The following is a 24,004-nucleotide window of genomic DNA, read 5'->3' as shown; positions in this document are numbered from 1 at the left end:
CCTAGAAGAACACCATGCCCTGCGAGAGCATGTTGGGGAGGGGGATGGTGGCCTCGAACGCGACGCGCTCGTACCCGTCCTGGACGCCGACGGCGCCCGCCCAGCTCGGCACCGCGGACTGGTTGAGCCGCAGGATGGGGGGCGTGCCCCTGTCGTTCGGATCGGGCTCCGGAGAGCGCGCGACGATCGCGATGCGCACCGCGCGGATGTTGGCCTGATGGTCCGTCAGGCGCGCCGGATCCGGGGGGTTCATGAGGTAGCGGTACCAGCTCGTCGGCGAGTACATGCTCTCGTCGGGTTCGGGGGCCGCCCCGGGGAACTGCAGGGTCGTGAGCGCGTTCGAGCTGGAGGCCGACCCGGGCGCGCCTGCGGTGAGCGTGATCGCCGTTCCCGAGGTCGCGCCGACGACGGAGCCGTTCGCGAGCACGTATGCGACCTGGATCGACTCGATGCCCTCCGCGACGAACTCCTCGTCCGCCTCGTCGACGGCGGTGCTCCCGGCCGAGTCCACGCCGCGATCGAGGACCAGGAACGGATCGGTCTGCGTGCCGACGGTCACCGGGCGAACGTGCAGGCGGTAGCGGTCGATCTCGAAGACCCGCGCCGTGCCGGTCTCGAAGCAGTCGTCGGTGGCCGCGTCCTGGCGCTTGAAGGGATCGCCGCTGACCGCCGCCTCGAGCGGGACCGCGACGGCACCGCCACCGGCGGGCGCAGGCGTGGTCGTGCTCACCGTGAAGTAAGCGTACTGGCTCGCCCCTTCGCAGACCGCCTGCAGGATCCGGCCCTTGCGGAAGACGTCGCCGTCGCGGGCCTGGATGTTCGCCACCGCGGTCGTGACGCCCGAGGTCGTGAGCGTCCAGGCGTGTCCCGCCGCCGTCCCCACCCCGGTGGGCGGGATCCAGTAGGAGGGATTTCGCGCGTAGAAGACGAGCTCGTCCGAGTCGTCGGTCCGGTCCCGCTTGCACGCGCCGGAGACCTGCAGCAGGGCGGGGCACGGGCCGGAGGTGTACCGGTCGAGGTCCAGCGCGAGGGACGGCGCCATTCCGTAGCCGGCGAGGGGCAGCTTCTGCTCCAGGAACAGGAGCGCGCTCCGCGCTGACGACTGTGCCGCGCGGACGCGGTGCCCGTCGGTGTAGGCCTGCTGCTGCGCCTGCACGACGGCCACGATCCCGACGAGCACGATGGCGGACACCGCCATCGCGATGAGGAGCTCGACCAGCGTGACGCCGCGTGGGGAGGGGCGGGAGCGCATGGAGGTCATCGGTACGCCGCGGCGTAGGAGAGGGCGAGCCCAGCGTTCGAGCGCTGCGAGAGGACCACCACCTCGCGCGGAGTGCCGTTCCCGCGCTCGTGGTAGATGACCGACACGGCGATCACCTTGCTCGCGGAGGCGCCGCTCGCGGTGCCTTCAGCCGAGTAGTTCCAGACGGTCCAGCGTCGGCGATACAGCGGCTTGCCTGGGTCGAGCGGATCCGACTCCAGTGCGGCGTCGAGGCGAGCGCCCGGGACCGTGTTGGTGGAGTCGTCCCACGTATGCACGTTGCTCCCGCCGGTGCCGGCCTCGAGCAGCCGCCCGAACCCCGCCGGCGGCGTCGCGGTGGCGGCGGGTCCGGAGAGTCGGCTCTGCGAGTCGTCGAACGGCAGCGCCTCCAGCGCGCCGGCGAGCTCGGTCGCGAGCTGCGACGCGGTCGTCTGCACCCGCGCGCCCTGGTTGGAGGTGATCCCCATGATCTGCATCTGCATCATCCCGAGCAGCCCGATGGTCAGGACGACGAGCGCGATCATCACCTCGAGGAGCGTGAACCCAGCCTCGCGCCGCGGCGGCGGACGGCGCTCGTTTGCGCGGCTCTGCATGGAGGCGGCTCCTAGTTCAGGGCGAAGGTGCGGACGATGCCGGCGGGGAACGCGACGACCATGCCTCGCCGGTCGGCCGCGGGGGAGTCGGTCTCGGTCGTGAGCGCGAAGGCGTAGCCCGGCTTCCCGGACGCACCCTCGGCGGACACGCTCCCGTCGCGAGCGAAGCGGAAGGCGAAGCGCCTCTTGCTGGAGACGGTCGCGGTCAGGTCCGCATCGAACAGGGGGATGGCCGCGAACGGAGCGGGCGGCGCGCCCGTGGCGCTCGGGTCGAGGCGAACGCCGGCCGGCATCGCGACCTCGTCGACGTACTCCGCGTTCGTGGCGGAGCTCGCCGCAGAGAACGCGGCGAGCGTCCAGGAGGCGTTCGGGTCGCGCAGGATGAAGTAGCGCGTGCAGGTGGCGCGGGCGAGCGCACCGCAAGCCGCCGGATCCGTGCCGTCGACGAGGACCAGGAGGTAGTCCTTCTGGTCCGAGATGGCCTGCGCCTTGAGCCCCGAGAGCTTCATGGCGAGCTCGAACGTCGCGCTGCCCAGGTTCGCGTTCCGCTGGGCCATCCGGTACACGACCATCCCCATGGCGGCGAGGATCCCCACGATGGCGACGACCACCATCAGCTCGATGAGCGTGAACCCGCGGCTCCGGCGCATGGGCTCACGCCAAGCAAGCCGCGGGCCCACGACTGGGGCGTCGACTCCTCGAGATTCCTAGAGACGCCGCGCTCTTGCCCGCAGGCCGAGGTACGGATGGCCGGCGGCGACGCTACTCGTTGCAGCGGTCGCTAAAGTTTGCATGTGGGCGGAGCGCCGACCTGCGGCGCGCCGCTTCCCACAGGAGCAACCCTGCCGCGAGCGCGGCGGCGAGCGACGCGCCCAGCAGCAGCCCGGGGGTTCGGTACTTGAATGGACCGACTGGCGCGCAGGGCCAACCCTCGCGGCTGCCGCGAGATCATCGGAAGTCGCGCCGCGCGAACGACGCGGAGGCGAGCGCCAGGGCGCACGCGACGTACAGCGCGGCGTAGGCGAGCGGCCAGGCGACGCGGGCCGCGGGGATGGCGGTCTGGTAGACGACCTGGACCTTGAAGTCGAGCGCGCCGAGATTCGGGATGACGTACGCGACCCACCGGACGAGCTGCCGCTCCTTGTAGAAGACGAACACGTCGCGGGAGAAGTGGCCGGCGAGCGCGAGCGCGAGCGTGAAGATCGCGGCGAGCGTCGCATTGGTCATGCTCGAGAAGACGGTCGCGATCGCGGCCACGATGGCGAGCTGGGCAGCGATGCCGACGAAGGCGGCGACGAGCGGGGTCTTCGAGAGGAAGGCGAGCCCGCCCGTGTAGAGCGCGAGCACGCCCCCGCTCGCGAGGGCCATGACGAGCAGGTTGAGCCACAGGGTCAGGACGAGCCCCGCGTACCGGCCGAGCAGGTACTGCCACCGCCCGACGGGCTTCGCGACGATGGGGTAGATCGTGCGCCGCTGCACGTCCCCGGCGACCAGCCCCGCGCCGAGGAACACGGCGATGAGCGTGCCGAACAGCTGCGCCGAGGTGAGCGCGAGGTCGGAGATGATGCGGTGCTGCTCGCCGTAGGTGAGCTCGGAGAGCGTGATCGAGGCCGCGATGAGCAGCAGCGCGAACACGAGCAGGTTGACCGCGAGCTTCTGCCGCAGCGCCTCGCGGAGCGTCACCCACGAGAGGAGGAGGACCTTGGTCATCGTGCTTCCTTGTACGGCACGGGGCGGCGCAGCCGGCCCGGCTCGGCGGGCTCGACCCGGACGTCGCGCCCCGTGGAGTGAACGGCGCCGTCGCGCCACACGTACGCGCCGCCGAACGGCTCCTCCGGGACGCGCTCCAGTAAGCCCGCAGCGAGGAGGTCCTCGAGGCGCGCCGGGTCGTGTCCGCGAGCGGTCCGGAAGCGCTCCACGGCCGCGTCCAGGACCGCGAACCCGTGCTGCAGCCGGGCGGAGCGGTACTGCTCCTCGAGACCGGCGCGCAGCCCCTCGTCCGTCGCCGACGCGAGCATCTCCTCGATGAAGCGCACCGCGTGCTCCGGAGCGCCGCTCTTCACGTTGAGGGCGAGCGCGAGGGCCGCGATCCGGGTCGAGGCGCCGGGGGTCCGCGCCGCGATCTCCGCCCAGCGCGCCGCCGAGGCGTAGTCGCCGCGGTAATAGAAGTCGTTGAAGGCGATGTAGAACGGGTACGACCACCAGCCCGGACCGCGCTGCATGCCCTTCTTCAGGATCGCGTCGGACTCCTCGAGTCGCAGCGCGGAGGAGAGCGCGAGCCCGCCGGTCTGGTACGCGTACCCGTGGCCCGGATCGAGGTCGGTGACGAGATCGACGAGCGGGAAGACCTGCTCGAACGAGCCGCGCCGCAGCGCCTGATCGCCCAGGTACTGGACCGTCTGGAGCCACCAGTAGTTGGCGACGCTGAGCTGCACGGCCGGGGAGAGCGCTTGCAGCGGCCGGCTCGCGGGCAGGTACCGGATGTCGAAGCGCTGCGCCTCCTGCATCCGGAACACCTGCGTCGCAGCGCCCGCCAGCGCGAACGCGAGCACGATGAGGAGGGCGGCCGGGACGAGCACGGAGGCGTGGAGGCGCTTCATCGGGGCACCGAAAACGAAGAGCGGCACCGCCCGGAGGCCGGGCGGTGCCGCGCAGGATACCTCGCGGGCGGTCGGCCCGCGAAGTCGTGTCTAGAAGACCGACTCGCCCGAGAGCCCGGTCACCTGGCCCGGCGCGTCCGTGCCGAACGTGAAGGCAGCGACGTGGCCCGTGAAATCGACGGTGCACGGCGCGTCCGGAGGCGCCTGGCCCAGCGCTCCGTTCCCCCGGATCTGCGGCTGCCACAGGGCATCGCCGGCGAGCACGCCGTCGTTGTCGATGTCCGTCCAGCCGCAGATGGAGACGGCGACGTTCGCGGTCTGGTTCGCCGCGTACTTGCCGTAGGTGGAACCCTGCACCACCCAGTCGAGGCCCGACGCGGCGGCGTAATCCGTGGTCTGCCACACGATCTTCGTGGCACCGACCGTGCCGCTGGCCGGCGTGGCCCCGAGGCTCTTGTACACGCCACCCTCGCGCTGACGCCCGGCCTCCTGCGCCTTGAAGATCGCCTCGACGTTCATCTTGCGCTCGCTCGCCTTCGAGCGGAGCTGGTAGCGCAGGAAGTTCGGGATGGCGATGGCGGCGAGGATGCCGATGATCGCGACGACGATCATGAGCTCGATGAGGGTGAAGCCCTTCGTCTTCTTCATGTGACCTCCTGGATGAGCCGGGCGACCAGGTGGACGCGCCGACGCTGCTGTGGGACGCCGCGTGTCGACAGCCGGCGCCCGGTTCTCATGCGGCAGCCCTCTGCGAGCGGGATGCCAGGGGCCACGGCCTCTCCAACCCCTCCGAAACACGAGGACGGCCTCCGGCGTCCCCTGCCGCGTTCGGTCGGTCCGGGTCGGAACAGGTGACGATTCTCGTCAGCCGTTCCGACCGCCCGCGCTTTGACAGCGTGCCGGGTGCGTCTGAAGATGCGCTCGAATGATCCTGCGGACCCAGGGCCTGTCGAAGACGTTCGAGGTCGGCTTCAGGCGAAGGAAGGTGCGGGCGGTCGAGGATGTCAGCCTCGAGGTGCACGAGGGCGAGATCTTCGGCTTCGTGGGGCCGAACGGCGCGGGCAAGACGACCACCATCAAGATGCTGATGGGGCTCATCTACCCGACCGCGGGCGAGGCCTCCATCTTCGACGCGCCGATCCCCAGCAACGCCTCGAAGAAGCGGATCGGCTATCTCCCCGAGCACCCCGCGTACCACGAGTTCCTGACGGGCCGCGAGGCGCTCCGGCTGTTCGCGGCGCTCTCGGAGGTGCCGCGCCCGCTGGCGCCCCGCCGCTGCGACGAGCTGCTCGAGCTCGTGGGGCTCTCGAGCGCCGCCGACCGGCAGATCCGGAAGTACTCGAAGGGCATGCAGCAGCGGCTCGGGATCGCGCAGGCGCTGGTCGCCGATCCAGCGCTCGTCATCCTGGACGAGCCGATGAGCGGGCTCGACCCCGTGGGGCGCAAGGAGGTCCGCGACCTGATCCTCGAGCTGAAGCGGGCGGGCAAGACGGTCTTCTTCTCGACGCACATCCTGCCCGACGTGGAGGCCCTCTGCGATCGGGTCGGCGTGATCATGCGGGGCCGTTTGCGCGACGTGGGCCGCATCGGCGAGCTGCTCTCGCCGCGCGTCCGGAGCGTCGAGCTGACGGTCGAGCTCTGCGGCGGGTCCGAGCACCTCTCGCGAGGGCGCATCGTCGCGTGCGACGGGCCGCGGGTCACCGTCGCGTTCGACGACGAGCAGGCCGCGGACGCCGCGGTGCGCGGCCTCGTCGGCTCCGGCAGCAGGCTCGTCTCGCTCACCCGCCACCGCGAGACGCTCGAGGACTTCTTCCTCCGCAGGCTCGGTGAGTCCTCCGAGGCGCGCCCGGAGAGCGGCGCGGCCCGCGCCGTCGCATGAGCTGGAATCCTTCGAGGCTGCGGGGCGCCGCGCCGGGGCTCGCGGCGCTCGTCGCGATCCTCCTCCTCGCCGCGTGGGCGCGCGTCGCGAACTTCCCCGCCGTGCTCGGGCGGGGAGAGCTCGCGCCGCAGATCGACGGCGACTCCTCGTACCACCTCCACCGCGTGCTCGAGACGGTGAAGCGCTTCCCGCGCGTCCCGCACTTCGATCCGCTCATGAACTGGCCGGAGGGTGGCTTCTGCCCCTGGGCGGACGGGTTCGACCTCTCCGCGGCCGCGTTCGCGCTCGCGGCGGGAGGAGCGGACCCTGCTCGGACCCGGATCGCCGTCGCGCTCTGGCCCGTGCTCCTGGGGCTCCTCACCGTGTGGGCCACGGTGCGGCTCGCCAGGCGCGTCGCGCCCGGCCCTTCGTGGAAGAGCGCCGCGCTCGCCGCGGGCGTCGCCGCGGCGCTGCTTCCGGAGGCGGTCGTGCACTCGCGCCTGGGGCGCATCGACCACCACGTCGTGGAGGCCCTCGCGATGACGCTCCTCGCGACGTGGGCGCTCGCGCGCGTGCCCGTTCGCCGGGGCGTCGTGCCGCCGGCCCGCGCCTGGTTCGAGCTCGAGGGCGCGATCGTGGCGGCGCTGGCCGTCTGGGTGTTCAGCGGCTCCCCGATCTACGTCGCCCTCGCGACGCTGCCGCTCGCGTGGGCCGCCAGGAAGGACGGCGGGATCGTCGGCTCGGGCGGTCCCGCCCTCCTGGCGGCCGGCGCGCTCTCCGCGCTGCTCTCGATCCCCGCCGTCCTGGACCACGGTCACCTCGTCAGCTTCAAGTTCCCGTCGCTCCTCCAGCCCGCGCTCCTCGGCGCCGCCGGCCTCGGGCTCTGCGCGTGGGCGTGGATCGCGGCTGCCGAGCCCGGCCGGCGGCGAGCCCGCCTCGTCGCCGCCGCCGCGGCCCTCGGGTCCGCCGTCGCCGTCGTCGTCGCGTTCCAGCGAGGCGCGCTCCTCGAGGTGGCGAGCGGGGTCCAGGGTTGGCTGTTCCGGCGGGACCCGTGGCTCGCCACGGTCGCCGAGTTCAAGCCGCTCTTCGGGCGCCTGCCGACGGACGAGACGCGCTGGATGCAGTCGTACTGGTCGCTCGGGTGGGCCGGGTTCTTCCTGCCGCTGGCGTCGCTCGTGGTGGCGGTGCGCCTCGGAAAGCGCCCGCGCATCGCGGCGCTGCTGTACTTCACCGCCGCGCTCGCGGCGCTCTCGCTCCTCCAGACCCGCTTCAGCCGCGTCGCGGTGCCGTTCGTCGCGGTCACGACGGGGCTCGCGGTGACGGCGACGTGCCGGCAGCTCGGCCGGCGCTGGCCGTGGCTGCGCGCGAGCGCAGTTCCTTCCTTGCTGCTGCTCGTCTTCTTCGTCGCGGATCCACCCACCCGGCTCCTCGTCCAGCTCGCGCCGCGCGTGAAGCCCGAGCCCATCCTCGAGGCCGCGTTCAACCTCCGCGATCTGCCGCTCTCCTCGCCGGACCGTGGAGTCCTGTCCAACTGGACCTTCGGCCACCAGCTCGAGGTCCAGGCGGACGTGCCCGTCGTCGTGAACGGCTTCGGGTCGTATTTGGACGAGCGAGCCTTCTGGAACGCGGTGGACATCTTCAAGGGAACCCCGGGCGACCTCGACGCGTACATGGTGAGGAACCGCATCGGCGCCGTCGTGGCGGGCGCCGCCACCGCCGGAAGCGAGATCTCCGGCGCCGGTGACGCGAACGCGTTCGCGCGGGGGGCGCTGAACGCGAGCTACATGAGGTCAGCCCCGCTGTCGCCGCTGCTCATCGCGGGCTCGGCCGTGCCGGGCTGGGACGTGCCGCACCTGCCGCACCTCATGCCGCGCTACGCCTCCTCCGCCATCGTGAACGGCATCGCCTTCCCGCTGCCCTTCCTCTGGACGTACGAGCGCGTCCGTGGCGCAGCCGTCAGCGGTACGGCCGCCGCCGGGGCGCGCGTCATCGCGGAGCTCCGCTTCACCGAGAACCGCCGCGCCCACACCTACAAGGCCTGGACGGACGCCGGGCGTGACGGAGCGTGGACCCTCGTCTTGCCCTTCCCGAGCGGCATGCTGCGGCCCGGCCTCCGGTCCGAGGCGCGGTGGACCGTCTCCTCGAACGGCGGCCGGCCCGTCGAGTTCGAGCTCCCCGAGGACGCGGTCCGGACCGGCGCGACCATCGCGCTCGGCGACCTGCCACGGACATGAGCCGAAGGGTCGAGCATCGCCGCGGGAGGCGCGGATGAGCGGGCCGGTGGACGCCCTCGTCGCGGCGTGGTTCACGCTCGTCGGGGCGCTCTTCGGGAGCTTCCTGAACGTCGTCATCGCGCGGGTCCCGGCGGGCCTCTCCGTCGTCCGGCCCCGATCGCGGTGCCCGCGGTGCGGGGAGCCCATCGCCTGGTACGACAACGTCCCGGTCGTCTCCTGGCTCCTGCTGCGCGGCCGCTGCCGCAGGTGCGCGCTGCCGATCTCGATCCGGTACCCGCTCGTCGAGCTCCTCGGCGCCGCCGCGGGCTACCTGGCCTGGCGCCGGCATGGGATCGCGCCGGCGGCGGGCGCGGAGCTCGCGCTCGTCCTCGCGCTCGTCGCGCTCGCCTTCATCGACCTCGACACCTGGCTCCTGCCGCACGTCATCACCTGGCCGCTCCTCGGCGCCGGAATCGTCGCCTCCGCGCTCGGCTGGAGCGCCGCGCCGTCGCTGGCGTCGTCGCTCTGGGGCGCGGGCGTCGGCTGGGGCGCGTTCGCGGCGCTCTCGTGGGGTGGGGAGAAGATCCTGAAGAAGGAGGCGCTCGGGTTCGGCGACGTCTGGCTCCTCGGCGGGCTGGGCGCGTGGCTCGGGCTCGGGGCGCTTCTGCCGGTGGTGCTCCTCGCGTCCGTCCAGGGGAGCGCCGTCGGGATAGCGCTCGTGCTGCTCGGCAAGGGCGAGACCGGGGAGCGGCCGCCGCGTGCGGGCACCGAGGCTGCTCCGGCCGAGGGCCCTGCCGCGTCCGCTCCCGCCGAGATCGAGGTGCCCGCTGGCGAGACGGCGGCAAGGCTCGAGACGCCGCCGGCCGATGCCGCGCCGGAGACGTCCGCAGGGCCGACGGAGGACACCCCCGCGCCGCCGGAGCACCCGGCCGCCGACGAGGACTGGGTCCCTCCGAAGAACGCGGTCCCCTTCGGCCCCTTCCTCGCGCTCGGGGCCATCGAGTGGCTCTACGGGGCGGAGCTCCTCGCGCGCGCGTTCCCCGCCCTCGGCGCGTTCCGCTGAGCATGCGTCCGGGAGTCCGCCCCGTCCTCCTGCTCGATCTCGCCGCGGCGGGCGCGGCCGTGGCCGCGGTGGTCCTCGCCGCGGGGCTCCCGCTCGCCGCCCGCGGCGCGCTCACGCCCAGGGCGCTCGCGCTCGTCGTCGTCGCGGGCGCCTGCGCCGGCGTCGCGCTCGGGGCGGCGCTCCTGTTCCGTGCCGTCGCGCGCCCCGTGGACCGCCTCCTCGAGGCGGCGGAGCGGCTCGGGGCGGGTGCGCACGCGGAGGCGCTGCCGCTGCTCGCCCCCACCGGCGAGCCCGCCGCACCCGCCGGCCGGGGCGTCGCGGGGGCGGCGGTCGCGTTCGAGCGGCTCGCCGGAGCGCTCGTCGAGGAGCGGCTCCGCCTCGCCGAGAAGGTGGCCGAGCTCGAGCGCGCGAACGGCGCCCTCGTCGACGCGCGGGAGTCGCTCGTGCGCGCCGAGCGGCTCGCGACGGCCGGCCAGCTCGCCTCCGGCATCGCCCACGAGGTCGGAAACCCCCTCGGCGCGATCTCCGGGTACGCGGAGCTCGCGCGCGCGCGGCTCCGGGACGGCCGCCCCGCGGCGCTCGCGCAGGCGGCGGAGTTCGCCGAGCGGATCGCCGCCGAGACGGCGCGGATCGACCGGCTCGTCCGGGACCTCCTGGACCTCGCGCGGCCGAGCGCGCCGGAGGTGCGGCCCGTGAACGTGCGCGGCCCGCTCGACGCCGCGCTCCGGCTCGCGCGGGCGCAGGCGCGCTTCCGCGCCGTGGACGTGACCGAGGCGATCCCGGAGGACCTCCCCGCCGTGCTCGCGGACGAGCAGCGGCTCGCGCAGGTGCTCCTGAACCTGCTCCTCAACGCCGGCGACGCGACGGGGGGCGCGGGCGCGGTGCGGGTGAGCGCGCGCGAGGACGGCCCGGCCGTCGAGCTCGCCGTCGAGGACGGCGGCCCCGGGTTCGCCGCGGCGGATCTGGCGCGCGTCTTCGAGCCCTTCTTCACGACGAAGCCGGCGGGGGAGGGGACCGGGCTCGGCCTCGCCATCTGCCGCGGCATCGTCGAGGCGCTCGGGGGTGAGATCCGCGCGGGTAACGCGCCGGGCGGCGGCGCGCGCGTGGTCCTCCGCCTGCGGCGCGCGCCGCGGGACGGCGCCGCCGGCTGACGGGGCGCGGCGCGGAGCGGAGCGGAGGCGCGTGCTAGAGTGCCCGCCGTGACGTTCCGCAGCGTCCTCGTCGTCGACGACGAGCCCTCCATGCGCCACCTCCTCTCCGTGATCCTGACGGATCACGGGCGGGAGGCGCGCGCCGTCGCCACCGCCGCCGACGCGCTGCGCGAGCTCGAGCTCCGCGAGTACGACCTCGTCCTCACCGACGTGCGGATGCCCGGCATGGACGGGCTCGCGCTGCTCCGGGAGATCCAGCGGCGCGAGCCGGAGCTGACCGTCATCGTCATGTCCGCGTACGGCTCGCACGACGCGGCGCTCGAGGCGATGAAGGCCGGCGCGTACGACTTCCTCTCGAAGCCCTTCAAGCCGGACGAGGTATTGCTCGTCCTCGGGAAGGCGGAGGAGCGCGAGCGGCTCGCGCGCGAGAACCGCCGGCTGCGGACGGAGCTCGCCGCGGAGTACCGCCCGGAGGCGATCGTCGGGGCGTCCGAGGCGATGCAGGGCGTGCTGCGGCAGGTCGCGAAGGTGGCGCCGCAGAAGACGACGGTGCTGCTCGAGGGCGAGTCCGGCACGGGCAAGGAGCTCGTGGCGCGGGCGCTGCACGAGCGCTCGCCGCGCGCGGCCTTGCCCTTCGTCGCCGTGAACTGCGGGGCCATCCCCGGCGAGCTCCTCGAGTCGGAGCTGTTCGGGCACGTGCGTGGCGCGTTCACCGACGCGACCCGCAACAAGAAGGGGCTCGCGGCCGAGGCCGACGGCGGCACGCTCTTCCTCGACGAGATCGGCGAGCTGCCGCTGCACCTCCAGGTGAAGCTCCTCCGCTTCCTGCAGGAGGAGGAGGTCCGCCCGGTCGGCGACACGCGGGCGCGCAAGGTGGACGTCCGGGTCGTCGCGGCGACCGCGCGCGACCTCGCCCGCGCCGTCGCGGAGGGCCGCTTCCGCGAGGATCTCTACTGGCGCCTCAACGTCGTCGGCGTCCGGCTGCCGCCGCTCCGGGAGCGCCCCGAGGACGTGCCGGCCCTCGCGGCGCACTTCCTCGCGCGCTACGCGCCGCTCCGGCCGGAGCTCGTGGGGATGTCCTTCTCCCCGGAGGCCGAGGCGGCGCTGCGGTCCCACCGCTGGCCCGGCAACGTCCGCGAGCTCGAGCACGTGGTCGAGCGCGCGGTGGTGCTCGCCGAGGGGGCGATCATCGGCGAGGAGGACCTGCCGGACGCGGTCCGCGGGCCGCCCGGCTCGACGCGGCCGGCCGCGCTCCCGGACGACTCCCTCTCCGTGAAGCGGGCCATCCGCGCCGTGGAGGAGCAGCTCATCCGCGCCGCGCTCGAGCGGACCGGCGGGAACCGGACCCGCGCGGCCGAGCTGCTCGAGCTCTCGTACCGGGCGCTGCTCTACAAGATCAAGGACTACGGGCTCGGGTAGCCTCGCTCGCGCTGGCTCGCGGGCGGGGTCGAGCTCGAGGTCCCCCGCGCGCTGGGCGCGGCCCTCCATTCCCTCCACCCGTCAAGCTCTCTCCACCGACCCAGAGTGAAAACTATCAATTAGATATCACTCGATCTCGACGACGCGTCGTTTCCCCACACCTGCCGACTCGCGCACAGGTCGCTTTCTTGATCCCTTCATCGGCCTTGGCTTAGCGTGCGCTCGCATGCCTGCCCGACCGTCCAGACAGCGGAACGACGCGCACCGGCGCGCCGTGAACAACGTCCGGCGGCTGCGCGAGGAGCAGCTCCTCACGAAGGCGGAGCTCGCGCGCAAGGCCGGGGTGTCGCCGCTGACGGTCGCCCGCATCGAGAGCGGCCTCGACTGCCGCATGGACACGCAGCGCAAGATCATCTTCGCCCTGGGCCTCACGCCCTCCGATCGCTTCAAGGTCTTCGCACGCGGCCGCGGAGGGCGCGCGTGACCTACCGTCAACTGGACGCCGGGCGCCGCCCGGCCGTCGCCTGAAGGGAACCGCCATGGCGAAGAGGAAGCTCGCCGTCGGCCTCGACATCGGCTCGTCCGGCGTCAAGCTCGTCCAGCTCAAGGAGAAGAAGGGCGGGTACGCGCTGCAGGCGTTCGGGACCGCGCCGCTGCCGCCCGAGGCGATCGTGGACGGCGCGCTCATGAACTCGGGCGCGATCGTCTCGGCGATCCAGGAGCTCGTCGCGCAGCACAAGGTGAAGACGAAGGAGGTCGCCATCGGCATCGGCGGCCACTCCGTGATCATCAAGAAGATCTCGATGCCGCGGATGACGCAGGAGGAGCTCGACGAGTCCATCCAGTGGGAGGCGGAGCAGTACATCCCCTTCGACGTGAAGGACGTGAACATCGACACCCAGATCCTCTCGCCCGAGGCGAACGCCGCCGGGCAGATGGACGTCCTGCTGGTCGCCGCGAAGAAGGACATGATCAACGACTACACGTCGGTCTGCGCGGAGGCCGGGCTCACGGCCACCGTCGTCGACGTGGACGCGTTCGCGGTGCAGAACGCGTTCGAGGCGAACTACGACCTCGACGGCCAGACGGTGGTCCTCATCAACGTCGGCGCGGCCGTCTCCAACATCAACATCCTCTCCGGCGGCGCGACGACCTTCACCCGCGACATCACCATGGGCGGGAACGCCTTCACCGAGGAGATCCAGAAGCAGCTCAACATCTCCTACGACGAGGCCGAGGCCCTCAAGGTCGGCGGGCAGGGTGAGACCGACGCCGTGGTCCCGCAGGAGGTCGAGCGGGTGATCCAGGCCGTCGCCGAGCAGATGGGCGGTGAGATCCAGCGCTCGCTCGACTTCTTCGCCTCCACCTCGGGTGACGCGCGCATCGGGCGGGTCTTCGTCTCGGGCGGCACCGCCCGGATCCCGGCGCTCCAGAAGGTGCTCGAGGCGCGGGCCGGCGTGCACGTCGAGCTCCTGAACCCGTTCAAGAACGTGGACGTCGACAACCGGAAGTTCGACGCGGGCGTGCTCCTCGCCGCGGCGCCGTCGGCGGCGGTCGGGGTCGGGCTCGCCCTGCGCAGCGCGGGGGACAAGTAGCCATGGTCCGCATCAACCTCCTCCCCGCCCGCGTCTCGAAGAAGAAGGAGGCGGGCAAGCAGCAGCTCCTCCTGTTCGCGCTCGTGCTCGTGCTGGGCGTCGTCCTCAACTATCTCTGGGCGGCCTCGCGCGCGAGCGAGCTCGCCGCGAAGAAGGCCGCCATCGCCCGCACGCGCGGCGAGATCGCGCAGCTCGACCGCATCATCGGCGAGGTGAAGGACATCAAGGCGCAGCAGGCGGAGCTTCGGGAGAAGCTGGAAGTCCTCGCCCAGCTCAAGACCGCCCGCACCGGTCCGGTGAAGATGCTCGACGAGCTCGCCACGCTCACGCCGAAGCGGCTCTGGCTGTGGAGGCTGGAGGAGAAGGGCGGGGCGGTGACGCTGGAGGGCACGGCCGCGACGATCGACGACGTCTCGGAGCTCATGGCGGCGCTCAAGGGCTCGACGCAGTTCCGCGAGATCGAGCTCAAGAAGACGGCGTCGAAGGTGGAGAACGGGTTCCGGGTCGTGGACTTCATGATGACCGCCAACGTCGCGTACGCCGTCCGTCCGGCGCCGGCCGCCGGCGCGCGTCAGGGGGGCTAGAGGCGCCATGGACCAGCTCATCGAGCGAATCGCGAAGGAGCCCGTCCGCACCAAGGTAGCGGTGGTCGGCCTCGTCGTCTCCCTGCTCACCGTCCTCAACTACTTCGTGCTCTCCATGACCTTCGGTCCGTCCATCTCGGAGCTGAACGAGCGGATCGTGCGCGCCGGGCGCGAGCAGGCGCAGCTCGACCGTGAGTTCACCGAGAAGACCGCCATCGCGAACAACCTGAACCAGTTCCGCCGCGAGAAGGAGCTCCTCGAGCAGCAGCTCCGCGAGGCGCTCGCGGAGCTCCCCGAGGAGAAGAAGGTCGACGAGCTCCTGCTCCTGTTCCAGGACCGCGCGCGGAAGTCGGGGCTGGAGATCGGCACGATCGAGCCGCAGGCGCCCGTCCGCGATCGCTTCTACGCCCGCCTGCCCATCCCCATGACGGTCACCGGCAACTTCCACGAGATCGCGACGTTCTTCGACGCGCTCGGGCGGATGCGCCGGATCGTGAACGTGAACGACATCTCGCTCGACGCCCCGAAGGACGTGAACGGCAAGGTCGTCCTGAGCGCCAGGTTCCTCGCGACGGCGTTCATGTTCGTCGAGACGCAAGCGCCTGGCGCCGGCGCCGGAGGAGCGAAGTGATGAGCCCGCGTCTCGCGCTCCTCGTGCTGCTCGGCCTGGCGGTGGCCTGCGGGAGCTCCCCGAAGCCGGCCCAGCGGCCGCCGCCCGCGCCGGGCGCCACCGCTGCCGCGGCTCCCCAGCCGGCGGCGCCCGCCGCCGCTACCTCCAAGGCGCCGGTGAAGGCGCCCGAGTGGTCGTACTCGTCGGTCGGCAAGCGCGATCCGTTCCGCAGCTACCTCACGGAGCTCTCCAAGCAGGGCGGTGAGCTCGCCACCCGCTGCGCCACCCCCCTCGGCAAGTTCGAGATCGAGCAGCTGAAGCTCGTCGCCGTCGTGACCGGGCTCGAGAACCCCGTGGCCATGGTGCAGGCGCCGAACGGCGTCGGCTACACGCTTCGCCGCGGCGTGTGCATCGGGAAGAACGGGGGTACCGTCGCCGCCGTCCGCTCGGGCGAGGTGGTCGTCACCGAGTGGGCGATCCGCGCCGATGGGACCCGTGACCGGACCCAGACCGTCATCCGCCTCCCGCGCGAGGCGGCGATGAACCTCGAGGAGTAGCACCCATGAACGTCCACCACCTGCGCCTCGCCGTGGTTCTCTCGGGCGCCCTCGCGGTCCCGGCGCTCGCCGCTGAGCCGAACGCGATCCACGCGCTCGACGTCGCGGAGCGCGACGGCGCGATCGAGGTCGCGATCCAGGGGACGCGCCCGCCGTCCTACACGGTCTTCAAGCTCCAGGATCCACCGCGGCTGGTGGTGGACCTCGCCGGCGCCGACGTCTCGAAGCTCGCCTCGCCCGTCGCCGTGAACAAGGGCGGCGTCGCGGAGATCACGACCGCGCAGTACCAGGACGACCGGAACGCGGTCGGGCGCGTCATCGTCGCGCTCGACGCCGCCCGTCCGTACGAGGTCACGCCCCGCGGCGACGCGGTGGTGGTGCGGGTGCTCGCGGAGGGCGCGAAGCCTGCCACCGCGGCCACTGCCGCTGCGATCCCGATCCCGGCGTCGACCTCGACTGCGGCCGCGGCAACGGCCGCGACCACGACCCGGACTGCGGCCCAGAGCCCGACCCCTTCATCCGACGATCACGTCGTCTCCCGCCGCGTGGACGAGGGCGGCGCGGGCTCGGCCCGCACGCTCCGCGCCGTGCGCCCGGGCAAGGACGGCCTCGTGCTCGCCACCGACGGCGAGCTGGGCCGGATCGAGATCCTCGAGCTGCGCGACCCCGCGCGCCTCGTGCTGGACCTGCACGGCGTGACGCGCGCGCCGAAGGGCGCCGTGAAGCTCTCGGGCGCGTTCACGCAGGTCCGCTTCGGGAAGGACGACGGCAAGATCCGGGCGGTGCTCGACGCCGCCGGAGGGCTCCCGCAGTACGAGGTGAAGCGCGTCGCTGGCGGCGTCGCGATCGTCGCGGGGGCCGAGGCCCACGCCGCGAAGGCGGCGCCGGCCCCGACTCAGGCGCAGGTGGCCGCGGCGACCGCGACCCCGACCCCGACCGCGACCGCGACCCCGACCGCGCCCGCCACTGCGAAGAAGGCCCCGGCCACCCGCGCCCGCATCTCCGACGTCCGCTTCGGCCAGCAGGGCAAGGCCGCCCGCATCGAGATCGGCGGGAAGGCGCGCTACACGCTCTCCCGCCCCGACCCGCGCACCATCGTGCTGTCGCTCGAGGACGCGGAGATCCCGAAGAAGCTCGAGCGCTCGCTCGACACCAGCGCGTTCCAGGGGCCGGTCCTCATGGTCTCCTCCTTCAACCAGCCGTCCACCGGCCAGGTGAAGGTCGTCGCCACGCTGCGCGGCGCGGCGAAGGACGAGATCGTGGAGACGAAGGGCGGCCTCGCCTGGACGTTCGCCTCCACGGACAAGGAGTCGTCCGCGGCAGGGCCCGCGCCGGTCCCGGAGGTGCGCGCCAGCGAGGCGCAGGCGGCGGGCTTCGCGGCCGAGGCCCCCGCCTACGCGCTCTCCGGAGCGCCGCAGTCGCGCGGCTACACCGGCCGCCGCATCACCCTCGACTTCCACGACATCGACATCCGCAACCTGCTGCGCCTCATCGCCGACGTCTCCAAGAAGAACATCGTCGTCGCCGACGACGTGACCGGGAAGGTGACGGTCGCCCTCCGCAACGTGCCCTGGGACCAGGCGCTCGACCTCGTCCTCAAGTCGAAGGGGCTCGGCAAGGAGGAGCTCGGCAACGTCATCCGCATCGCGAGGTTCGAGGACATCGCGAAGGAGCAGCTCGCGCGCGTCGAGGCCGAGAAGGCCCGCATCCCGCTCATGCCGCTCAAGGTCCGGATCATCCCGATCAACTTCGCGCGCGCCGGCGACGTCTCCGGCCGCGTGAAGGACGTGCTCACCGAGCGCGGCTCGGTCTCCACCGACGAGCGCACCAACGTCCTCATCGTGAAGGACGTCCCGGAGGCGCTCGTGCGCGCCGAGGGGCTCGTGCGGAACCTCGACACCGAGATCCCGCAGGTGCTCATCGAGAGCCGCATCGTCGAGGCTTCGTCCAACTTCAACAAGGCGCTCGGCGTGCAGTGGGGCGGCAACGCCTCCTTCACGCAGGTGACCGGCAACCCGACGGGGCTCTCGTTCCCGAACAACGTCGCGGCCGCGGGTGGCGCCGGCCCGGGCAACAGCTTCGGGACCGCGGCGAACCCGAACTACGCGGTGTCGCTCCCCGCGCCGGTGGGCGACGGCCAGGGCGGCGCGCTCGGCTTCGTGTTCGGCTCCGCGGGCGGCGCCTTCAACCTGAACCTGCGGCTCTCCGCCCTCGAGAACAACGGCGTCGTGAAGACCATCTCCGCGCCGAAGATCGCCACCATCGACAACAAGGAGGCGACGATCGGGCAGGGCATCTCGATCCCGTTCTCGCAGGTGTCGGCCTCGGGCGTGAACACCACCTTCATCGAGGCGAAGCTCGAGCTGAAGGTGACCCCGCACGTCTCCGCGGACGGCTCGATCCTCCTCAAGATCAAGGCGACCAACAACCAGCCGAACCCCCAGCTCACCGGCGCGAACGGGCAGCCGTCGATCTCGAAGCGCGAGGCGGAGACGGAGGTGCTCGTGAAGGACGGCGAGACCACCGTCATCGGCGGCATCTACACCCGCCAGACCGCGAACCGCACGAGCGAGGTCCCCTTCCTCGGGAAGCTCCCGCTGCTCGGTTACTTCTTCCGCAACACGAGCGAGCAGGACGATCACACCGAGCTCCTCATCTTCATCACCCCCCGCATCCTGAACCGGTCGACCGCGGTCGCCGCGGGGAACTAGGAGCTGCCATGAAGACGAGACTCGCGGCCCTCGCCCTCGCGTCGCTCGCGCTCGCCTGCGCCGACAACGCCGCGTCGATCCAGCCGTTCGCCATCTGCGCCCCGCCCGACGCCTCCGGCGCCGACTGCGTCTTCGAGTCGACCTGCACGATGGTGCACATGGGGCCGCTGCGCATCGACCCGAGCCTCACGGCGACGCTCTCCGTGTACATGCAGGTCAACAACCAGCTGCCGGACAACACGGACCTGTCCGCAGGCCGGCTCAACACGAACGACGCCTACGTGACGGAGTACGAGGTCGAGTACGACGGCGCCGCGAGCGGGACTTCGGCGGGACACACCCAGGCGATGATCCCCGCGGACGGCAGCACCGTCGTGGGGCTCTTGCTCCAGCCGCCGCTCGTGGCCGGTCAGCTCGTCGCGAAGCTGAAGCTCAAGGGGCGGTTCGCGGACCAGTCGACCTTCGAGACCGCCGCGTACGAGACCCCGATCATCGTGGGGCCCGTCGGCCCGCCGCAGTGCCCGACGGGCGAGACGGTGGTCGGCACCTGCGGCGGCACCGTGGGGCAGGTGCCGCTCGGCGTCGCGTGCGCGGCGCCGACCACCACCACCACCACGCCTTGACGCGCCGCGTTCCGGCCGAACGCTTGACGTTGAGCGCGCGGGCGGGCTAAGTACGAGCCCGCTCCGCGTGTCCGTGCTCGTAATGACGGAGGTTTTTGGCCGGCGGAGCCTTCGCACATGAGCTTCCGCGCCCATCTCGAGCAGGTCTGCCGGAGCGTCGACGGAGCCGTCGCGTGCTCGCTCATGGGCATGGACGGCATCGAGGTCGACACGCACCTCACCGGTCTGGGCGACGTCGCTGACGTGCGGTCGCTGCTCGTCGAGTACTCGGGCGTCCTCCGCGGCGCGCGGGAGGCGGCCGAGGCGCACGAGGCGGGCGGCGTCGCGGAGGTGGCGATCTCGACGGACCGGCTCGTCGCCGTGGCCCGCCAGGTCTCCCCGGAGTACTTCATGGTCGTGGCGCTCACGCCCGGCGGGAACCTCGGGAAGGCGCGCTACCTGCTCCGCGTGACCGCGCCGAAGCTCGAGGAAGAGCTCTAGCGGACGGGCGGCCGACCGTCGGAACAGGCAGCCCCCGCTGCCGGAGCGCAGCGGGGCGGATCATCTTTCACATCGGACTTTCGAAGGAGCGACACAGCAATGGCCGACACGCTCGACACCTCGGCGTTCCGCCGCGGCCTCAAGATCGAGATCGATCGCGAGCCCTGGGAGATCATCGAGTTCCAGCACGTGAAGCCGGGGAAGGGCTCGGCGTTCGTGCGGACGCGCATCAAGAACCTCATCACCGGGCGGACGATCGAGAAGACGTTCAAGTCCGGCGACGTGGTGGGCAAGCCCGACATCGAGGAGAAGGAGATGCAGTACCTCTATCGGGAGGGCGACCACTTCAACTTCATGGACAACAAGACCTACGACCAGACGTTCCTCACCGAGGAGCAGATGGGAGAGGCGAAGAACTTCATCAAGGACAACACCACCACGCACATCCTGTTCTTCAACGGGAAGGCGATCGGCGTCACGCTGCCGAACGCGATGGACCTCAAGGTGGTGAAGTGCGATCCGGGCATCCGCGGCGACACGGTGTCCGGCGCCACGAAGCCCGCGACCCTCGAGACCGGCTACGTCGTGAACGTGCCGCTCTTCATCAACGAGGGCGAGCTCCTCCGCATCGACACCCGCACCGGCGAGTACCTGACCCGCGTCGCCGGCTAGCCGCCCCACCGTCCCGAACCGAAGGAGATCCACTCGATGGCGACCCGCCCGCTGAAGCAGCAGCCCTCGCAGGAGCCCGCGCGCACCCCGGAGAACGGCGCGGGGCAGGGCTTCTCCATGGAGGACGTGAAGAAGCTCGTGCAGCTCGTCGAGAAGAGCGACGTCACGCACATCGCCTGGCAGCGGGGGCCGGAGAAGGTCGTCATCCGCCGCGGCGCGCTCGCCGCGCCCGCGCCGGTCGCGCTCCACGCCGCGCCGGCCGTCCACGCCGCGCCCGTGGCGGCGCCCGTGCCGGCGCCTGCCGCCGCCCCCGCGCCTGCGGCCAAGGCGGAGGTGAAGAGCGACAAGCCCGGCACGATCGTGAGCTCGCCGTTCGTCGGCACGTTCTACCGCGCGCCGTCGCCGGACTCGCCGCCGTTCGTCGACGTGGGGCAGAAGGTCAAGAAGGGCCAGACGCTCTGCATCGTCGAGGCGATGAAGCTCATGAACGAGATCGAGGCCGAGATCGACGGCACCGTCGCCGAGATCCTCGTCCAGAACGCCACGCCGGTGGAGTTCGGCGAGCAGCTCTTCCGTATCGTCCCGGGGTAGTCCCCCGCGGGAGCACACCGAATGTTCAAGAAGGTCCTCGTCGCGAACCGGGGCGAGATCGCCCTCCGGGTGATCCGCGCCTGCCGCGAGCTCGGCGTCGCCACCGTCGCGGTCCACTCGACCGCCGACGCCGAGTCGCTCCACGTCCGCTTCGCCGACGAGGCCATCTGCATCGGGCCGCCGCAGTCCCGGGACAGCTACCTCAACGTCCGGGCGCTCCTGTCGGCCGCCGACGTCACCGGCGCCGACGCCATTCACCCCGGGTACGGCTTCCTCTCCGAGAACGCCGAGTTCGCGGAGATGGTCACCGGGATGAACCTCAAGTTCATCGGCCCGCGGCCGGAGATGATCCGGCTGATGGGCAACAAGGTGGCGGCGCGCGAGGCGGCCGAGCAGGCCGGGCTCCCGCTCCTGCCCGGCGCGCGCGGGAAGCTCAAGGACTCCGAGGAGGCCGAGCGGATCGCCGAGGAGGTCGGCTACCCGGTCATCCTCAAGGCGGCCGCCGGCGGCGGCGGGCGCGGCATGAAGATCTGCCGCGACCGCGGCCAGATCCGCCAGCTCTTCGACACCGCGAGCAACGAGGCGCTGGCCGCGTTCGGCGACGGCTCGATGTACCTCGAGCGCTACGTCGAGGAGCCGCGCCACATCGAGCTCCAGATCGTCGCCGACGAGCACGGCCACGTGATCCACCTCGGCGAGCGCGAGTGCTCGGTCCAGCGGCGGCACCAGAAGATGATCGAGGAGGCGCCGTCGCCCGCCGTCACGCCCGCGCTCCGCCGCGAGATGGGCGAGGTGGCGCTCTCGGCCATGCGGCGCATCGGCTACAACAACGTGGGGACCATCGAGTTCCTCATGGACGAGAAGGGCCGCTACTACTTCATGGAGATGAACACGCGCATCCAGGTCGAGCACCCGGTGACGGAGCAGGTCTACGGGCTCGACCTCCTGCGCGAGCAGATCCGCCTCGCCGCGGGCGAGCCGCTCGAGCGCACCCAGGAGTCGGTCGTGCCGCACGCCCACGCGATCGAGTTCCGCGTGAACGCCGAGGACCCGGTCACCTTCGCGCCCTCGCCCGGCAAGATCACGGGCTATCACCAGCCCGGCGGCTACGGCGTGCGCGTCGACACCATGGCGTACGAGCAGTACAAGGTGCAGCCCTACTACGACTCGCTCGTCGCCAAGCTCGTCATCACCGGCGCGACGCGCGAGATCGCCCTGCAGCGGGCGGCGCGGGCGCTGCACGAGTACGTGATCGAGGGGATCAAGACGAACATCCCCTTTCACAAGCGCGTCCTCGCGCACGCCGGCTTCGCGGGCGGTCAGTACGACACCCGCATCGTCGATCAGATCCTGAACCCGCCCGCGCCCGTCGAGGCGCCGAAGACCTCGGCGGCGGGGTAGGCTCACGGCTCCGGAGCGCGCCCGCGCAGGGCGCCTCCGCGGCCGCTCCAACACCCGAATTCCTATGTAGGTTCGCGGGGGTGGCTCCTTGACCGCCCCCGGACCTTCCATTACGCTCGACGCCGCCCCTGGGCCCTTCCGCTGGCGCCGGTGCGCCCGTGCGCACATGCCCGGGGCCCCCCCAGCGCAGCGAGATCCCTCGGCCCGATGGCTGTCGACAAGAACAAGATCATCGCCGAGGCGACGAAGCTCGTTCAGAAGGGGGCGTACGACAAGGCGATCAAGAGCTACGAGAAGATCCTCGCGGAGGACGCGAAGGACGTCCGCATCCTCCTCAAGGTCGGCGAGCTCCACCAGAAGAAGGGCGACGACAAGGCCGCCGCCGCCGCGTTCCAGAAGGTCGCCGAGACCTACGCCGAGCAGGGCTTCTTCCTCAAGTCGGTCGCCGTCTACAAGCAGATCGTGAAGCTCGACCCGGACGACGTCCGGGCCAACGAGCGGCTCGCCGCGCTCTACCAGCAACTCGGGCTCATGAGCGACGCGATGGGCCAGCTCCAGACCGTCGCGGCCGCCCACGAGAAGGCGGGCGACCTCGCCCGGCTCACCGACGTCCTCCGCCGCATGGTGGAGCTCGACCCGGACAACATCGCCTCGTCGATCAAGCTCGGCGAGATGCAGGCGCGCGCGGGCCAGCCGGCGGCGGCCCTGGAGTGCTTCCGCCGCGCCGCCGCCTACCTGAAGCGGAACGGCCGCGCCGACGAGTACCTCAAGGTCGCCGAGCGGATCGCGGTGCTCACGCCGGACGATCACGCGCTCATCCGCGAGCTCGCGCACGTCTACCTCGGCAAGGGCGACACGAAGCGCGCCCTCGCCAAGCTCCAGCTCTGCTTCAAGGTGGACGCGAAGGACGTCGAGACGCTGCAGCTCCTCGCCCAGGCGTTTCGCGATCTCGGTCAGACCTCGAAGACGATCTCGGTCTACAAGGAGCTCGCGCGCGTCCACGAGGAGCGCGGCCATGCGGGAGAGGCCCGCGCCGCCTGGCGCAAGGTCCAGGAGCTCGCCCCGGGCGATCCGGACGCGGCTGCGGCGCTCGGCGCCGGCGCGCCGTCGCGAGCGGCCCCGGCGCGCCCGGCGGCCCCGGGTCACCCGGCGGCGACGCCGCTCGCCTTCGGCCCGACGTTCACGCCTCCGCCCGTGCCGGGCCGCGCGCCGCCGCCCGCCCCGTCCTTCGCCGTACCGCCGCCCGGGGTGCGCAGCCCGGCGCCGTCGCCGTCGGTCATCGCGCCGCCTCCTCCGCCCGCCGCGGCCGTGCCGCCGCCGGGGGGGGCCGGGAGCGGGGTCGCGAAGCTCCTCACCGAGACCGACGTTTACGTGAAGTACGGGCTGCACGACAAGGCGCTCGATCACGTGCGCAAGGTGCTCGCGCTCGACCCGGACTGCCCCGAGGCGCACGAGCGCGCCCGCGACGTCCACGCCGCGGCGGACCGGCGCGACGAGGCGGCCGCCGCGGGCGTCCGCGCCGCGCGCGCCCACCTCGCGCGCGGTCGGCACGACCGCGCAGAGGAGGCGGTGGCGCGCCTGCGCGAGCTCGCGCCCGAGCTCCCGGAGCTCGAGGAGCTAAACGCGGTCCTGGGCGGCGGCGAGGAGTTGGAGCTCGAGCCGATCGAGCCCGACGAGCTCGTCCCCTCGCCCGAGGACGACGCGCTCGCGCTCGCCGCGGCGGACCACGAGAGCGAGGAGATCGTCGAGGACGAGCCGGTCGGTCCCGCGCCCGCGCGCGAGGTGCACGTCGGCATCGAGATCGAGGTGCCCGAGAGCGACCTCGACGCCGCCGGGGACGCGCTCGCCGAGGCAGCGGCGCTCGCCTCCGCCGAGGCGGACGAGGTCGTCGACGACGAGCCGCGGCCGCCGGTGCGCGCAGCGCCGCCGGAGCCGCCGCGCCCGGCCGTGGCGAGGAGGTCCGCGCCGGCCTCCCCGCGTCCCGCCGCGCCGAGGCCCCCGCCCGCCGCCGCGGCGAGGCCC

The 24,004-nt window shown here is 72.3% G+C and carries 23 protein-coding genes; 17 read left to right on the top strand and 6 right to left on the bottom strand.

The genetic code is table 11. The annotated features are described in order from the left end of the window. Nucleotide 1: 1 nt before the first annotated feature. The 6 genes from MLV88_RS16065 to MLV88_RS24655 all read right to left on the bottom strand — a co-directional run bounded on the left by MLV88_RS16065 (nucleotide 2) and on the right by MLV88_RS24655 (nucleotide 5,102). Nucleotides 2–1,252 carry a PilW family protein gene (locus MLV88_RS16065; protein ID WP_243337993.1) on the bottom strand — a complete coding sequence of 417 codons (1,251 nt, stop codon included), beginning with the start codon at nucleotides 1,250–1,252 and terminating at the stop codon, nucleotides 2–4. A gap of 5 nt (nucleotides 1,253–1,257) precedes the next feature. Further along, nucleotides 1,258–1,854: a type IV pilus modification protein PilV gene (gene pilV, locus MLV88_RS16060; protein ID WP_242339438.1), complete on the bottom strand. Its 597-nt coding sequence runs from the start codon at nucleotides 1,852–1,854 to the stop codon at nucleotides 1,258–1,260. Nucleotides 1,855–1,865: 11 nt separating this feature from the next. Further along, the gene (locus tag MLV88_RS24245) at nucleotides 1,866–2,504 is read right to left on the bottom strand and encodes a pilus assembly FimT family protein (RefSeq protein ID WP_277957256.1); all 639 of its coding nucleotides are present in this window, start codon (nucleotides 2,502–2,504) and stop codon (nucleotides 1,866–1,868) included. Nucleotides 2,505–2,802: 298 nt separating this feature from the next. Next, nucleotides 2,803–3,564 (bottom strand): ABC transporter permease, encoded by a 762-nt coding sequence (locus MLV88_RS16050; RefSeq protein WP_243337991.1) that lies wholly within the window; start codon nucleotides 3,562–3,564, stop codon nucleotides 2,803–2,805. Further along, a complete protein-coding gene (locus MLV88_RS16045; protein WP_243337989.1) occupies nucleotides 3,561–4,454 on the bottom strand; it encodes a tetratricopeptide repeat protein in 894 nt (297 codons plus the stop codon). Before MLV88_RS16045 ends, MLV88_RS16050 begins: the two co-directional genes overlap by 4 nt. Before the next feature lie 90 nt (nucleotides 4,455–4,544). Continuing rightward, nucleotides 4,545–5,102, bottom strand: a complete 558-nt coding sequence (locus tag MLV88_RS24655; protein ID WP_243337988.1) for a type IV pilin protein — start codon at nucleotides 5,100–5,102, stop codon at nucleotides 4,545–4,547. Nucleotides 5,103–5,379: 277 nt separating this feature from the next. Here MLV88_RS24655 and MLV88_RS16035 point away from each other — a divergent pair, with 277 nt between their 5' ends. The 17 genes from MLV88_RS16035 to MLV88_RS15955 form a co-directional block, all read left to right on the top strand. After that, nucleotides 5,380–6,333, top strand: coding sequence for an ABC transporter ATP-binding protein (locus MLV88_RS16035; protein WP_242339432.1), 954 nt, complete (start codon nucleotides 5,380–5,382; stop codon nucleotides 6,331–6,333). Continuing rightward, nucleotides 6,330–8,546, top strand: a complete 2,217-nt coding sequence (locus MLV88_RS16030; protein WP_243337986.1) for a hypothetical protein — start codon at nucleotides 6,330–6,332, stop codon at nucleotides 8,544–8,546. Before MLV88_RS16035 ends, MLV88_RS16030 begins: the two co-directional genes overlap by 4 nt. Nucleotides 8,547–8,592: 46 nt before the next feature. Then, entirely contained in the window at nucleotides 8,593–9,588 is a 996-nt protein-coding gene (locus MLV88_RS16025; protein ID WP_243337984.1) for a prepilin peptidase, read from the top strand. 2 nt (nucleotides 9,589–9,590) lie between these two features. Continuing rightward, a complete protein-coding gene (locus MLV88_RS16020; protein WP_243337982.1) occupies nucleotides 9,591–10,739 on the top strand; it encodes a sensor histidine kinase in 1,149 nt (382 codons plus the stop codon). Nucleotides 10,740–10,787: 48 nt separating this feature from the next. Continuing rightward, entirely contained in the window at nucleotides 10,788–12,158 is a 1,371-nt protein-coding gene (locus tag MLV88_RS16015) for a sigma-54-dependent transcriptional regulator (protein ID WP_243337980.1), read from the top strand. Between the two features lie 226 nt (nucleotides 12,159–12,384). Next, nucleotides 12,385–12,642, top strand: a complete 258-nt coding sequence (locus MLV88_RS16010; protein ID WP_242340970.1) for a helix-turn-helix transcriptional regulator — start codon at nucleotides 12,385–12,387, stop codon at nucleotides 12,640–12,642. 55 nt (nucleotides 12,643–12,697) lie between these two features. Continuing rightward, entirely contained in the window at nucleotides 12,698–13,753 is a 1,056-nt protein-coding gene (pilM, locus tag MLV88_RS16005) for a type IV pilus assembly protein PilM (protein WP_242340969.1), read from the top strand. Between the two features lie 2 nt (nucleotides 13,754–13,755). Beyond that, nucleotides 13,756–14,337: a PilN domain-containing protein gene (locus MLV88_RS16000; RefSeq protein WP_243337978.1), complete on the top strand. Its 582-nt coding sequence runs from the start codon at nucleotides 13,756–13,758 to the stop codon at nucleotides 14,335–14,337. Between the two features lie 7 nt (nucleotides 14,338–14,344). Further along, nucleotides 14,345–14,968 carry a type IV pilus inner membrane component PilO gene (locus MLV88_RS15995; RefSeq protein WP_242340967.1) on the top strand — a complete coding sequence of 208 codons (624 nt, stop codon included), beginning with the start codon at nucleotides 14,345–14,347 and terminating at the stop codon, nucleotides 14,966–14,968. Continuing rightward, the gene (locus MLV88_RS15990) at nucleotides 14,968–15,504 is read left to right on the top strand and encodes a pilus assembly protein PilP (protein WP_242340966.1); all 537 of its coding nucleotides are present in this window, start codon (nucleotides 14,968–14,970) and stop codon (nucleotides 15,502–15,504) included. The genes MLV88_RS15995 and MLV88_RS15990 overlap by 1 nt, the downstream gene beginning before the upstream one ends. A gap of 5 nt (nucleotides 15,505–15,509) precedes the next feature. Beyond that, on the top strand, nucleotides 15,510–18,215 hold the full coding sequence (gene pilQ, locus MLV88_RS15985) for a type IV pilus secretin PilQ (protein WP_243337976.1): 2,706 nt from the start codon (nucleotides 15,510–15,512) through the stop codon (nucleotides 18,213–18,215). Between the two features lie 8 nt (nucleotides 18,216–18,223). Continuing rightward, nucleotides 18,224–18,838 (top strand): hypothetical protein, encoded by a 615-nt coding sequence (locus tag MLV88_RS15980; RefSeq protein ID WP_242340963.1) that lies wholly within the window; start codon nucleotides 18,224–18,226, stop codon nucleotides 18,836–18,838. 117 nt (nucleotides 18,839–18,955) lie between these two features. After that, nucleotides 18,956–19,318: a roadblock/LC7 domain-containing protein gene (locus tag MLV88_RS15975; RefSeq protein ID WP_243337973.1), complete on the top strand. Its 363-nt coding sequence runs from the start codon at nucleotides 18,956–18,958 to the stop codon at nucleotides 19,316–19,318. A 99-nt stretch (nucleotides 19,319–19,417) separates the two neighbouring features. Continuing rightward, on the top strand, nucleotides 19,418–19,990 hold the full coding sequence (gene efp / locus MLV88_RS15970; protein WP_242340959.1) for an elongation factor P: 573 nt from the start codon (nucleotides 19,418–19,420) through the stop codon (nucleotides 19,988–19,990). A 36-nt stretch (nucleotides 19,991–20,026) separates the two neighbouring features. Then, nucleotides 20,027–20,581 (top strand): acetyl-CoA carboxylase biotin carboxyl carrier protein, encoded by a 555-nt coding sequence (gene accB, locus MLV88_RS15965; protein ID WP_243337970.1) that lies wholly within the window; start codon nucleotides 20,027–20,029, stop codon nucleotides 20,579–20,581. Nucleotides 20,582–20,602: 21 nt separating this feature from the next. Further along, nucleotides 20,603–21,982, top strand: a complete 1,380-nt coding sequence (accC, locus tag MLV88_RS15960) for an acetyl-CoA carboxylase biotin carboxylase subunit (protein ID WP_242340956.1) — start codon at nucleotides 20,603–20,605, stop codon at nucleotides 21,980–21,982. 207 nt (nucleotides 21,983–22,189) lie between these two features. Beyond that, nucleotides 22,190–24,004, top strand: a 1,815-nt coding sequence (locus MLV88_RS15955) for a tetratricopeptide repeat protein (protein WP_243337969.1), incomplete at its 3' end; no start/stop codon positions are given.

Source organism: Anaeromyxobacter soli, from assembly GCF_022808855.1.
In the GTDB taxonomy this organism is placed as follows: Bacteria; Myxococcota; Myxococcia; order Myxococcales; family Anaeromyxobacteraceae; genus Anaeromyxobacter; species Anaeromyxobacter soli.
This window is presented reverse-complemented; position numbering and strand designations above follow the sequence as displayed.